This window comes from Paraglaciecola psychrophila 170 (assembly GCF_000347635.1).
Classification (GTDB): domain Bacteria; phylum Pseudomonadota; class Gammaproteobacteria; order Enterobacterales; family Alteromonadaceae; genus Paraglaciecola; species Paraglaciecola psychrophila.
Genome location: NC_020514.1, coordinates 2,829,392 through 2,842,898 on the forward strand (window position 1 = coordinate 2,829,392; position 13,507 = coordinate 2,842,898).

At 38.8% G+C, this 13,507-nt stretch carries 12 protein-coding genes and 1 pseudogene; 4 read left to right on the top strand and 9 right to left on the bottom strand.

Annotated features, from left to right (window positions below):
- Positions 1-82: 82 nt before the first annotated feature.
- A complete protein-coding gene (locus C427_RS12360; RefSeq protein WP_007635716.1) occupies positions 83-526 on the top strand; it encodes a hypothetical protein in 444 nt (147 codons plus the stop codon).
- Positions 527-538: 12 nt separating this feature from the next.
- Here C427_RS12360 and C427_RS24950 read toward each other — a convergent pair whose 3' ends face one another.
- Both C427_RS24950 and C427_RS27535 read right to left on the bottom strand, forming a co-directional pair.
- Complete coding sequence (locus C427_RS24950; RefSeq protein WP_236613698.1) at positions 539-808, bottom strand: gamma-glutamyltransferase; 270 nt, start codon at positions 806-808, stop codon at positions 539-541.
- On the bottom strand, positions 774-1,016 hold the full coding sequence (locus tag C427_RS27535) for a gamma-glutamyltransferase (protein ID WP_015430907.1): 243 nt from the start codon (positions 1,014-1,016) through the stop codon (positions 774-776). The genes C427_RS24950 and C427_RS27535 overlap by 35 nt, the downstream gene beginning before the upstream one ends.
- Before the next feature lie 45 nt (positions 1,017-1,061).
- Here C427_RS27535 and rrtA point away from each other — a divergent pair, with 45 nt between their 5' ends.
- The gene (rrtA, locus tag C427_RS12375; protein WP_007635717.1) at positions 1,062-1,655 is read left to right on the top strand and encodes a rhombosortase; all 594 of its coding nucleotides are present in this window, start codon (positions 1,062-1,064) and stop codon (positions 1,653-1,655) included.
- 328 nt (positions 1,656-1,983) lie between these two features.
- Here the strand turns inward: rrtA and C427_RS12380 are convergent, their stop codons facing one another.
- The 5 genes from C427_RS12380 to C427_RS12400 all read right to left on the bottom strand — a co-directional run bounded on the left by C427_RS12380 (position 1,984) and on the right by C427_RS12400 (position 8,984).
- Positions 1,984-4,473 (bottom strand): S9 family peptidase, encoded by a 2,490-nt coding sequence (locus C427_RS12380; RefSeq protein ID WP_007635719.1) that lies wholly within the window; start codon positions 4,471-4,473, stop codon positions 1,984-1,986.
- A gap of 150 nt (positions 4,474-4,623) precedes the next feature.
- Positions 4,624-5,127: a hypothetical protein gene (locus C427_RS12385; RefSeq protein WP_007635721.1), complete on the bottom strand. Its 504-nt coding sequence runs from the start codon at positions 5,125-5,127 to the stop codon at positions 4,624-4,626.
- 192 nt (positions 5,128-5,319) lie between these two features.
- Positions 5,320-6,084 carry an SDR family oxidoreductase gene (locus C427_RS12390; RefSeq protein WP_007635723.1) on the bottom strand — a complete coding sequence of 255 codons (765 nt, stop codon included), beginning with the start codon at positions 6,082-6,084 and terminating at the stop codon, positions 5,320-5,322.
- 42 nt (positions 6,085-6,126) lie between these two features.
- Entirely contained in the window at positions 6,127-7,131 is a 1,005-nt protein-coding gene (locus C427_RS12395; RefSeq protein ID WP_007635729.1) for an NADP-dependent oxidoreductase, read from the bottom strand.
- A 47-nt stretch (positions 7,132-7,178) separates the two neighbouring features.
- Positions 7,179-8,984 carry an acyl-CoA dehydrogenase gene (locus C427_RS12400; protein ID WP_007635731.1) on the bottom strand — a complete coding sequence of 602 codons (1,806 nt, stop codon included), beginning with the start codon at positions 8,982-8,984 and terminating at the stop codon, positions 7,179-7,181.
- A gap of 171 nt (positions 8,985-9,155) precedes the next feature.
- Here C427_RS12400 and C427_RS12405 point away from each other — a divergent pair.
- Both C427_RS12405 and C427_RS12410 read left to right on the top strand, forming a co-directional pair.
- A pseudogene (locus C427_RS12405) lies at positions 9,156-10,131 on the top strand (GlxA family transcriptional regulator).
- A 298-nt stretch (positions 10,132-10,429) separates the two neighbouring features.
- Positions 10,430-10,738: an isoamylase early set domain-containing protein gene (locus tag C427_RS12410; protein WP_007635735.1), complete on the top strand. Its 309-nt coding sequence runs from the start codon at positions 10,430-10,432 to the stop codon at positions 10,736-10,738.
- A 740-nt stretch (positions 10,739-11,478) separates the two neighbouring features.
- Here the strand turns inward: C427_RS12410 and C427_RS12415 are convergent.
- Positions 11,479-12,405: an electron transfer flavoprotein subunit alpha/FixB family protein gene (locus tag C427_RS12415; protein ID WP_007635737.1), complete on the bottom strand. Its 927-nt coding sequence runs from the start codon at positions 12,403-12,405 to the stop codon at positions 11,479-11,481.
- Positions 12,405-13,154, bottom strand: a complete 750-nt coding sequence (locus tag C427_RS12420) for an electron transfer flavoprotein subunit beta/FixA family protein (RefSeq protein WP_007635739.1) — start codon at positions 13,152-13,154, stop codon at positions 12,405-12,407. Before C427_RS12420 ends, C427_RS12415 begins: the two co-directional genes overlap by 1 nt.
- Positions 13,155-13,507 lie beyond the last annotated feature (353 nt).

Genomic DNA, 13,507 nt, shown 5'->3' on the forward strand with positions numbered 1-13,507 from the left:
CTCCCTCTTCTTTGATGAATCAAAAAAAACAAGTTAAAATAAAATTATGAGAGCAGGCTCAATTATCAAAGTGGAATGTACCATGCTAAAAAATATCATTTTTATTCTGATTTTTTCAGTTCTACTCGTTGCGTGTGACAAAGCGCCGCCTAAACAAGGTGGTGGTAAATTTGGTATGTTAGACAGAGGTAACCCAGAGTTTGCTGCAATAGAGTTCTTTGACCATATTTATCACAGCAAGGGTATTGATGATGCTATTGAGTTAAGCACGCCTAAAATGGAACGTTTATTACGCTCTTACCATACCAATAAAGGGGTCCAAAAGCATGTGTTGAACATGCGTTTTGATAAGGTAAGTATCCAACCTAAATCACGCAGCGCAGGTAGAAATGAATTTGCAAAAGAAGCCCAAATCTCATTATTTTTTGAGGGTGAGTTAGATGGCAACGTTTTAAAAGATATGCGTTTAATCGATCTGGTAAGAGTAGGTAAGGACTGGAAGGTAGATGAGGTCAGTTTGAACTAACCTATAACTAATCTAGAATCCTACTGCTACGTCTTCTCTTCTGATGTCTGCCCCATCAATTAGTACTCCGTCGTTTATTTGAATACAGTGCAGCACGCTGTTTAAATCTCTAATTTGAACCTTGTGGCCTATTTTCTCAAGCATTGGCTTTAATCCCTCAATCTGAATGTCTTTTACTGGTGCTTTATAATCATTCCTATTGGTTACTTTAGGTAAGTTGATGGCTTGTTGGATGTCTAACCCCCAATCAAATACACCCATAATAGTTTGCGCTACTCGCACTACGAGTGCCGTTTTTTAAGCTCAACAGGTTCAGAACTGATTCATTTAATCCATCAACCATGACCCAGGAGCCAAAAGCAAATTCAACACTGGTGGTCATAGAGACTGCATTACCCTCTTTATCAACAATACTAAAATGGCTGCTGTTGGGATGAACAAAGATTTTACCACTTGAAAAATCAGTTAAAACTGAAGCTAACTTATCCAATAAAAATTAGTTATCATAACAATATTAACAATTTATAAATATCATATGTTCAATTTACCTGTTCAAGCAAAATACAGTTTAGCTCCATTATTGGTAGTCATCGTTAGTATTGTTATGGCCTTAACCGAGCCGATGAGCAGTCATTTGTTCGCTTACGACAGATGTCAGCTTAATAATTTTCAGTGGTGGCGTCTCATAACAGGGCATTTCCTGCACACCAACACCCCCCATTTATTATTAAACACCGCTGGATTAGCATTGTTATGGGCCTTGCATGGTCATTACTACAAAATGCCACGTTATTTAATTCAATTCTTGGTGTTATGTTTAGGAACCGCAATTGGCTTATATTTTTTCGACCAACAGATGCAATGGTATGTCGGTTTATCAGGCGTGCTTCATGGCTTATTTATTATCGGTGCTTATTTTGATATTAGGAATTCTTTCAGAAGCGGATGGTTAATGTTGATTGGTGTCTGGCTTAAGGTTATTCATGAACAAATATTTGGTGCTAGTGAAGAGGTAGCTGGACTCATAGCAGCCAATGTGGCCGTTGATGCACACTTATTCGGTACTATCACTGGCAGTATTATAATTTTGTATTATTTTTTAATACGGAAGCCTCAACCAATGTCATAATAATGACACGCTAAATCGTCAAAATCAGTGGTTAGAATTTGTGTTAAAGGTCACAATAAACGAGGCCAAATTTGAAGCCTAATAGATGTTAATCATTGCAATATTTACTGAGTGCATTGTGGCTTAAGGTAAAGAATTGAGCTGCGTTTAAGATAATTACATTTAATGTATTTATCACCAATGTGATAAATATTATTCACGGCTACAAATACGCTCGAAACAATTGCCGAGCTTGGCATCGTAATAATCGAAAATTCTTCATCCCTTGAAACAGTTATGCCCCTCTAAAATGCTTGTGATTTCAGGGGGCAATTTATAAAATATAAGTTTATAGGTTGGTTTCAAACAATTTATAAATCCTTCTGTACTCATCCAACCATGAACTAGGTTGCACAAATCCATGTGATTCAACTGGGTAAATAGCCGTTTCAAAATCCTGCTTTTCTAATTCAATCAAACGCTGAACGAGTCTCACGACATCCACAAAGAAAACATTACTGTCTATCATGGGAGCGTTAATCAGCAATGGCTTCTCTAATCCTTCAGCGAAATAGATAGGCGAGCTCCTTTCGTAGGCTATAGGATCAACATCGGGCATATTAAGTATGTTTGAAGTATAACCATGATTATAGTGCGCCCAGTCGCTAACAGGTCTTAATGCTGCCCCAGCTTGAAACAAATCAGGAGAATTAAATAATGCCATAAAAGTCAGAAAGCCACCATAAGAACCACCATAAGTCCCTACTCTGTTGGCATCAACCTCTAGATTTTCAACCAACCAGTCAACACCGTCTTCTAGGTCTTGAATTTCAGGGGTCCCCATTTGCCTGTAGATAGCGGTGCGCCAATCTCTTCCATAACCAGCTGAGGCCCGATAATCCATATCTAGTACCACATAACCTTGTTGTACTAACAAATTATGGAACATAAACTCTCTGAAATAACCAGACCAACCCAGATGCGAGTTTTGCAAATATCCAGCACCATGATTAAACACAACAGCCTTGGACTTTTGACCAGGTTGCATATCTCTGGGCGTATAAACGCGAGAATATATTGGATGTTTCGTGTGTGTGGATTTAATTGGCACTATATCGGGGGCAAGCCAATTAATATCTAAAAATACCTGACTAATTGTATGTGTTAGCTGAACTGCGTCCTGATTTTCAACCGATTGTAAATATAACTCTGGGGGTCGAACCAAGCTGGAATGAGTGAGCAATAAAGCCTGTTCATCTGGGCTTAATTGATAATCGGTCATACCATTTAGATTAGTTATTTGTTGAAGTGTGTTCTCAGCTAAAGCAACACGATATATCTCGTATATGCCAGGATGTTTTTTATTTCCCTTAAAATACATAAATTGATCGTCAGAAGTTAACGTCAAAGAATCCACCTCAAAGTTACCGGAAGTCACTGCTCTTGCTTGACCATTTAAAGGTTTAATATACAGCTGTGAATAGCCAGTTTCCTCAGACAAATAGTACAAATCAGTACTTCTATTTAACCAACCAAAGCTGTTGAACTTATAATTAACCCAAGCGTCATCATGCAATCTGTGTTGATTTACCAACGTTGCGCTAGCAGTATCAACAGTAGCAAGCCAGCGGTCTTTGTTGTCCCATGCTTCTAGCATAATGGCAACATTTTCACCGTTGTTATGCCATTGAATAGCACCTTGCGACCAATACCAGTCCTGCATAAGACTAATATCTCTAGGTAGGCGATTAGCGGTATATGTTCCACCCTTAGCTTGTGCGTTCTCTCGCTTCACCGCTTCCAATACGTCTTCATTATACCCAGGCAAGCTGTTATAGCTGAGTTTGCGTTTTGACCTTGTATCTATATTAAGTAACCAAATGTTGTGTTTCACTGGTTTGGCATCTGCTACCCTGCGGCGCACATTGTCGGTGGTTATTCTTCCATCGTCGTTGATGTAGTTCGGCATAATATCACTATCATCGCGCCAGCTTGATTCAGTCTGTTCTACCAACACTAGCCACTTACCGTTTGATGATAAGCTGGCTGCTACGGTTTCATTATCTTCAGGAAAATAAAAATCAGCAGGGGCAAGTGTTTTATTTTGTTGTGCAAGTTGTTGCTTTTTTTCAAAACGTAATCTTTTTTGCTGACGTTTTAACGCGACTACCTCGATTAATTGCTGCTGCTGCTCCGCAATATAATCCTCTGGCTCTTCCACAGCAGTAGGTTCGTCAGCAAATTGCCATGACACTAATTGCTCATATAGACCATGATCCGGATGGATCGCATAGATAGCATCACCACTTTGGAAGCTTAAACGACCATCATTTAAAAAGACTAAATTATTCGGCTGCTTATTGTCTTTTGTAAGTTGTTTTACCTTATTATCAGATAGGCTTTTAACAAAAATATTACCTTCAAACACCCATGCTGTAAGGTCTTTTGTTTGGTTTAATATTCGACTGTTATAGTCGTGTAAATGTAACTGCGTTAATTCAACCTTATTACCCTTACCTGTTTGATTTATGGGTTTCTCCCATAAATCAAACACTGGTGAGGCTAGTTGTTTTTGTTGGTAATAGACACTCTGGCTATCGTCCCCCCAATATGCAGATGTCGGCTGACGACCCATCCAATCAGGATCAGCCATAATCATTTCTAGAGTTAATAACTTAGTCTGAATACTGCTTGTAACTGTCTGAGCTGCCTTGATTAACTTTGGCGACGCAGCGACACTATTACCAACAAGGGGGGCAGCAGTTTGGGTTGCGGAACAGCCAAATAGGAAAGAGGTTACACTGGCTAATATTAAGCCGTTTTTTGTAAGTTTGAACATGCAGTATGCCTTAGACAAGATTGAAGAAAATTACAATCCTATTAAAACGCATTACTGGGTCATTTAGCAAAATAATAAATACAAAATCTTTATAGATTTTAGTGTCTTACGTTACGCATTATTTACAACAATAAACTCGAGAGAGAAGGTTTACACCTTGGCGAGAAGTCGAATTAGCATTTGGCAATAATGATTATAAGCCGATTGTTCAAAGGCGCTTGAATCCTTATTCATAAATCCGTGGTGATAGCTGCTTTGTTCCACCTTAATGCCTGATTGTTGTTGCGGCACCTGGATAACATCTGGTAATGAAAAATGCGGTTCAAACTCAGGGAAGATGATATGACATCGGCAATTGAGATGGCTGCCTAAATAATGACGAATTTGACTAGGATAAAACAAAGTAAGCGCAAAGTTGTTTATTGAAATGCCCTCATTTGATAGTTCAGACACAGCCTTGTAAATTGCGGCTGCACCAGCACTAAAACCAATGACTTGCTTTATACCTAGATTACATTTTAAGTGCTGCTTCAAACTCTCAATATAAGCAGTAATCCCACCATAATCTTGAAAGCATTGATACGCTTGCGCTTCATTTTTGAATGACAGGATGAGGTGGCTGATAAGGCACCACAGCAACAAATGAGTCGTCAATATTAACATCTTTAAGCAGTGATAAAAAAGCCTCACTCATACCAAATATATCGATGGCGATCAGTCGTGTTTTTTAACTATCGAGTAAAATATCGGCCACGTTAGCACTTCAACATAATAAGCCTTGTATAATAAACGGCCATCTAAGGCAACTAAATGATTGCCTTAGATAGAATAACATTCTTTAAAAATTTAACTTAAAAAACCACCATCGACCACTACAGTAGTACCTGTAGTGTAGCTAGATGCATCCGAAACCAAATATAATACAGTGCCTGCCATCTCATCTGGTTGTGCGGTACGTCCAAGAGGAATTTGCATCAAGGCTGTCTTTAATATTTTTTCATTACCCGTTAACGCTGAAGCAAATTTGGTCTCAGTTAAACCGGGTAATAGAGCGTTTACCCTAATATTTAACGGTCCGCATTCTTTCGCAAAGGACTTCGTCATACTAATAACTGCAGCTTTAGTGATGGAATATATACCTTGTCCCATACCTGGTGAAATACCGTTTATAGACGCAGTATTCAATATAACTCCCCCGCCCTGCTCTTTCATCATTTTACCGGCTGCGGTCGACATAAAGAAATATCCACGAATATTTACATCAACCGTTTTATCAAATGCCGCTAAATCAGTATCTAATATATGACCAAAATATGGATTAGCCGCTGCGTTGTTAACTAGAATATCCAAACGTCCATATTTCTCGCTAATTTGCTCAAAAATGTTTTCAATCTGCGCCATTTCACCAACATGACATGCCATAGCAACTGCATCACCACCGTCGTCGCGAATGCTTTGTGCAACGGCTTCACAACCATCAATCTTGCGACTAGAAACAATCACTCTTGCGCCATAGGCAGCAAGTAATCGTGCTATAGACTCACCTATACCTCGGCTTGCACCTGTAATTAACGCGACTCTACCGGTTAAATCAAAAATATCTTTTTTCATAAAATTTCCTCACTCTGTGAATATGTCACTGACTTGTTCTTATTAATCTGCATCTACTTTAAGGACTAATTTACCCATGTTTTCACCGTTAAATAGCATCAATAGTGTTTCAGGGAAATGCTCGATGCCTTTAACCACATGCTCTTTAGCGACTAATTTACCCTCCGCAATCCAACCTGCCATTTCAGCTGCTGCTTTAGAATAATTAGCAACATTATCAAATACTACAATGCCTTCCATCCTAGCCCTATTGACCAATAAAGTAAGATAGTTAGACGGACCTTTTACAGCCGTTGTATTGTTATATTGGCTGATAGCACCACAGATTACTATTCGCGCCTTCATACGAATTTGGGTTAACACATCATCAAGTATGTCACCACCAACATTATCGAAATACACGTCAACGCCCTTAGGACAGGCAACTCGTAGCGCTTTTTTCACGTTCTCATTTTTATAATCAATGGCCGCATCAAAACCTAACTCGTCCACAAGGTAGGCACATTTGTCAGCACCGCCAGCAATCCCCACGACTTTGCAGCCTTTTATCTTAGCTATTTGTCCGACAACTGAGCCTACGGCTCCAGCGGCACCTGATACCACGACTGTTTCACCAGCTTTAGGTAAACCAGTATTTAACAAGCCAAAATAAGCAGTCATTCCAGGCATACCTAACACCCCTAGATATCGCTCTAATGGTGCTAAGCTTGGATCTATTTTGTGGAGTCCCTCAATGCCCACTACGGCATACTTTTGAACACCACAATGACCATACACGTAATCACCTTCTGAAAATTGACTACTGGTAGACTTAAGCACTTTGCCAACGGTCCCAGCACGCATCACGCCACCAATTTGTACCGGTTCTATGTAAGATTTACCGTCATTCATCCAACCACGCATCGCGGGGTCCAAAGAAATGTACTCCACTTGAATTAAGACTTGATTGTCAGCTAATTCAGCAACATCGTTTTCTACAAAATCCCAGTCTTTTCTAGTGGGTGTTCCCACAGGTCTTGATGCCAATAAGAATTGTTTATTCTTCATAATGTCTCCATATCTATTTATGTTTTAACATCTAATTGATGAATCGATTAAAACCATTCAGCTTGCATTTCACTGCAGCTGTCATCCATATCATTTAATAACGCAATATCTCTTTGCACTGCAGGCAATTCCCAGCGTACAAAATACTTAGCTGCTTGCACTTTTCCTAAATAAAATGCCTTATCTTCATCAGATAGATTTGCTGAGGTTAATGCGTTCTCAGCTACATTTGCCTGACGTATCCACAACCAGCTCATTACAACTTGGCCGAATACATTCATAAAGCACGTTGCGTTAGCTAACAACACCGGTTGTTTTTCAGACTTTAAATGTTTTGCAAGTATAGGCAGCAAGGACTGCATGTGTTTTATATATGGCAATAAATTTGCTATCAACTTCTGACTTTGTGTCCCCGTCACTTGGGCAAAATCATGTTCCATTCTTTGTTGTAATAGTTTCAGTCCAGAACCATTGGCTTGCCACAGTTTACGAGTGAGTAAATCCAATGCTTGAATACCGTTAGTGCCTTCGTGTATGGGATTAAGCCTATTGTCACGCCAGCATTGTTCAACCGGGTATTCTCGCGTATAACCTGCACCACCTAACACTTGTATGGCCAAATCATTGGCTTTTGGTCCGAACTCTGATGGCCATGCTTTTACTATAGGCGTCAGCAAGTCCAACAACTCTGATGCTTGTCGTTTTTCATCATCTGTAGTGAGTGTATGAGAATCATCGACCAAGCGCGCGGCGTAAAAACATAGTGCCATGGCACCTTCTACATAGGACTTTTGTGCCAATAGCATCCGTTTAACATCGCCATGTTGAATAATGGTGGCAGCTTTATCTGTTGGTTTGTTGTTAGGTGCAACACGTCCTTGGGTGCGTTCCTTGGCATACTCTAAAGAATACTGATATCCACTGTAGCCTATCATCGCCGCACCAAAACCCACGCCTAAACGAGCTTCATTCATCATTAAAAACATGTAACGAAGACCTTGATGCTCTTCGCCTATTAGATATCCGTGGCAGTCTTCTTTTTCACCAAAGCTTAGCGCTGTGGAGGTGGTTCCTCTATATCCCATCTTATGAATAAGACCTGCTAAGGCAACATCATTTCTTTGAGTTGGGTTTCCAGCTTCATCAAGACGAAACTTAGGCACCACAAATAATGAAATACCCTTGACACCCGCTGGTGCACCTTTAATTTTAGCTAAAACCAAATGTACTATGTTGTCGGACAGTTCATGGTCACCGCCGGAGATATAAATTTTATTGCCTTTAAGGCGATAGTTTCCGTCTTCATGTTTGATTGCTGTGGTATGAATATCAGCCAAAGACGAACCTGCATGGGGCTCTGTCAACGCCATAGTGCCAGTAAACTCACCCGTTAACATTTTAGGCATAAAAGCATCTTTTAGCTGTTGTGATGCAAAGTTGCGGATCACATTTGCAGCAGCCATTGTCAAAAAGGGATAGCCGGTACTAGAAGGGTTGGCTGCCATAAAATAACCAGCACAAGCAGTCATAATGGTTTCTGGTAACTGCATGCCGCCTTCCTCGAAGTCAAAGCGTCCTGCAATTAAGCCTGATTCAACATATGCGTCAAAGGCTTCTTTTACCTCAGGTATCATATGTACTTTTTGACCATCAAAAGTTGGCTCGTTAGCGTCACCTTTGGCATTATGTGTGGCAAACTTTTCAGTGGCAATTTTGTTTGCGATATCCATCACCGCATCAAATGTTTCGCGGTTATGCTCGACAAACCTTTCTCGATCACAAAGGTTTTCGGTGTCTAATACTTCGTATAATTGAAACGCTAATTCTTTGCGTTTAACCAATTCGTTGTTCATATCCTTCAACCTTTAAAAGTGTTTACAGCTGAAAACTGCAATTAAGTAAGTAATGGTAGTAGATTGACAAAATTATCACTTCGCTATTATTGTCATATATGACATATTAATGGTCATTTACGACAGTTATAACGGGGTGTTATTTGAGACTAATCATTGCAGTTATTTATAGTGTTTAAAGTAACCATTCTTGGCTTTGATCAGGCTTATGCAAGCGCCATAACTGGCGCCCTCGACTTGTTTGCTTTAGCCGGAGTGACATGGCAACGAATGCAAGGCCAACAACCTTCGCCATTTTTTGAGGTGCAAATTGCATCGCTAAAAAAACGTCCTGTACGCTGCATTAATCAGTTAGTGATCAATAGTCATATTGCGATTGAAGATGTCGAACATACTGACTTATTACTGATCCCCACTATAGGTGGCGAACTCATTAATGTGATTAATAACAACCAGCCCCTATTGGCACATATTCAAAAACATTTTGATAACCATTCTGATATTGCTAGCAATTGCAGTGGAGCTTTTTTATTAGCAGAAGCCGGTTTGTTGGATGGTAAAGAAGCGACGACACATTGGGGATATGCCAGCCTGTTTAAATCTCGCTATCCTAATGTTAATTTGTGTGCAGAAAAGATGATCACTTCTGCACACAATATCTATTGTTCTGGTGGAGGTATGGCTTGGTTTGATTTAGCCCTGATGTTGATTGAGCGCTATTGCGGTCATGATGTAGCCACCACAACCGCTAAAGCACATGTTATTGATATTTATCGAGGTGAACAAGTTGCTTATGCCAACATTCTCACTAAAAAATATCATCAGGACCCCGATGTGTTGCTTGTTCAGGAATGGCTAGAATCAAACTATAGCCAAAGGGTCGCCGTGAGCGATTTACCTTTGTTGGTCAATCTAACCTTAAGAACCTTTAATCGACGATTCAAAAAAGCCACCGAACAGAACCCGCTAGAATATTTACAAACCTTACGTATTGAAGCGGCTAAAAAACAGCTCGAAACAACTCATGACAGTATCGACCGGATAGTCACTCAAGTTGGCTATGATGACCTAAGCTCATTTACGCGTTTAATTTAAAAAACACGCTGGATTATCTCCTAGTCAGTATGCAAAAAAGTTTAAACGTTAAGACTAAAAGTTAGTGTAAATCAAAAAGTCGCACGTTTTTTGCACTAAATTAAATTCTATAAATACAGACTTTCATAATTTATCAGTAAAATATAAATGAATCTAAGTACATAACTAGGTAGGCGGTATGGAACATATAATTATCAATAGTTTAAGTGATTACTACAATTAATTAGTGCAACCATTCGCTTGCACTAATTTAACACTTCATTGCACGTATTTTGTACATTAAGACAGATGTTAAGCAGTCATTAGCCACAATAGTTTAATTTATACATAACGTTACTAGGAAAAATAGCATGGCATTTAAAAAACAATATTTGAAATCTAAGGCAGTGTGCAAAGTGACATTTAAGTTACCCAAAGAACAAGCACATGATGCAGACTACGTACGTTTATTGGGAGACTTTAACGAGTGGGATATACTTTGCGCACCAATGAAAAAACTTAAAAATGGAGACTTTACGGCTACTGTTAGTTTAGATAAAGACTCGCAATATCAGTTTAAATATTTGCTAGATGATAAGGCATGGGAAAATGATTGGGAGGCTGATGCCTACATACTTTCCCCATTATTTTCTGCTGATAACTCGGTTATAAAGGTATAAACAATTAATTACAGAAAGGTGAAGTTACTGTGTAGTTTCACCGTCTAAACACCTATTTAAATTAGGGGGAACCCCTCGTTAAATATATCGGCATAAGTGTGTTAATTCAAACATGGATAAAAGCTCATCTTATTTTATCTAGATGATATTTCTCCTAGCATTTATTTCTTAAACATAGCCGGAGAATCTGTGGATAGCGGTTTACTCCATGAGAATATGGAAAGGCTGGACGTTTTCTTTGAAAATTTCATATAACCAAATATTCACTGCAAGGTTCACTTCAAATTATTTTTTGAAGTTCGAGCGTTATTTCCTAAAGATTGTATTGGTAACAGCCTCACTGCAGTCTGATTAGTTTATTGCATACCTTTCACCTAATGTATCCCTTTGTTTAAGGTTTGTTTGTATATTTTTGGCATTGTTCCAGCCCAACCTTTTAAACATCAACAAAAGAAGCTGTAAAAAATTTTAGTTATTAATATCAGTTATTTTTAGAAACGCTATTTTACTTATGTTGCGATGAGTAACTACAGCAAATTTGGATTAAGTGAAAACTAATGCAAAGCAATAATGTTTAGAATAATAATTCTGTTTCTAACTAATTATGCTAAAGACAGATATCAAGCTTAATAAAAAAATTAAAACTCATATATGTTTTATAGGAAAAATTTAAAAGACGACATATACAAAAAAGCCATGGCTTGAATAGCCATGGCTTAGTCAAAACGTTTTAATGTTAACTATAAAGTAGCTTCAAGCTCTGGCAATACATCAAACAAATCACCCACTAAGCCATAATCGGCTACTTGGAAAATTGGTGCTTCTTCGTCTTTGTTAATAGCAACAATTACTTTCGAGTCTTTCATACCAGCTAAATGTTGAATTGCTCCTGAAATACCCACAGCAATGTATAGATTAGGAGCAACAATTTTACCTGTTTGCCCTACTTGCATATCGTTTGGAACAAAACCAGCATCAACAGCCGCTCTTGAAGCACCCATGGCAGCACCAAGTTTATCTGCAATACCATCTAGCAATTTAAAGTTTTCACCATTTTGCATACCACGACCACCAGAAATAATAATATCTGCAGCAGTTAATTCTGGTCTTTCAGATTCTGTTAACTCGGCAGAAACGAAAGCTGATTTATCAAGTGATTTTACTATCGTGCAAGCTTCCACAGGTGCGGCATTATTTTCACCTGCTGCATCAAATGCAGCAGTTCTAACCGTAATCACTTTGATTTTGTCAGACGATTGAACAGTCGCAATGGCATTGCCAGCATATATCGGACGAAGAAATGTGTCAGCACTTTCAACTTTAATTATGTCAGAAATCTGAGCAACATCTAACAAGGCTGCAACTCTGGGCATAAAGTTTTTGCCGGTGGTGGTAGCTGCCGCCAAGACATGGCTAGCATCTTTACCTAGCTCGGTAACTAATTCAGCAATGTTTTCAGCCATTTGTTGGGCGTATTCAGCGCTGTCGGCCAATAACACCCTACTCACGCCATCTATTTTAGCGGCTTGTGTCGCAACAGCTTCACACTCGAAGCCAGCAACTAGTAAATGTATTTCACCACCAATTTGTGATGCCGCATGCATAAGCTTGTGCGTTTCGGTCTTAAGCTGTTCGTTGTCATGTTCTGCGTATACTAAAATAGCCATTAGATCACCTTCGCTTCATTTCTTAATTTCTCGACTAATTCAGCAACATTAGCCACCATAATTCCGCCTTTGCGCTGTGCAGGCGCCTCAACTTTCAGAACTTTAACACTTGATGTTAGATCAACACCAAAATCAGCAGCAGGCTTAACCTCTAAAGGTTTACGCTTAGCTTTCATTATATTTGGCAGAGAAGCATACCGAGGTTCATTTAGTCTTAAGTCTGTCGTAACAACTGCTGGTAACGTCAATTCGATAGTTTGTAGACCACCATCAATTTCACGAGTAACTTTTATTTTACCCGCATCTACTGATATCTCAGAAGCAAATGTAGCCTGTGGCATACCTGTTAATGCAGCTAGCATTTGACCAGTTTGGTTATTGTCAGAGTCGATGGATTGCTTACCCAAAATAACAAGATCTGGCGACTCTTGTTCAACCACCTTTTGCAATAATTTAGCTATTTGTAACGAATCAAGGATCAAATCAGTGTCAATTTGAATACCGCGATCTGCACCCAGTGCAAGAGACGTACGAATTTGCTCTTGACAGCTTTTATCGCCAATGGATACTACGACTATTTCTGTGGCTACACCCTTCTCTTTCAGGCGAACAGCTTCTTCTACAGCAATTTCACAAAAAGGATTAATTGACATTTTAGCGTTAGTTAAATCTACAGCGCTGTTATCTGGTTTAACCCTGACTTTTACATTGTAATCAATGGCGCGTTTTACTGGTACAAGAATTTTCATTTTCACCTCTACTTACAGGTATAAAGTTTAAAATTTAAGTTATCAAACGACTCAAATCAAGTTGACGACAATTTACTTTGTGTTGACGTTAACGTCAACACGGATATCAATTTACAATCATTGGTTATGACCGACGCTATAAACAGGTATTATATGTCATAGTATATGCAGTGTATTATGTTTAGGATCATCTTGCTTTAAGACTAAGACATTAATTAACATTTTGTTAAATAAAGGTATTTCATGTGATTTGCAAAATATTATATAATCTTATTATGATGTTTATTAGTACAAGTATTGATCCTATTAAAAGCGAAATCTGGTGCAATAATAGACATTTGCCGACTATAATA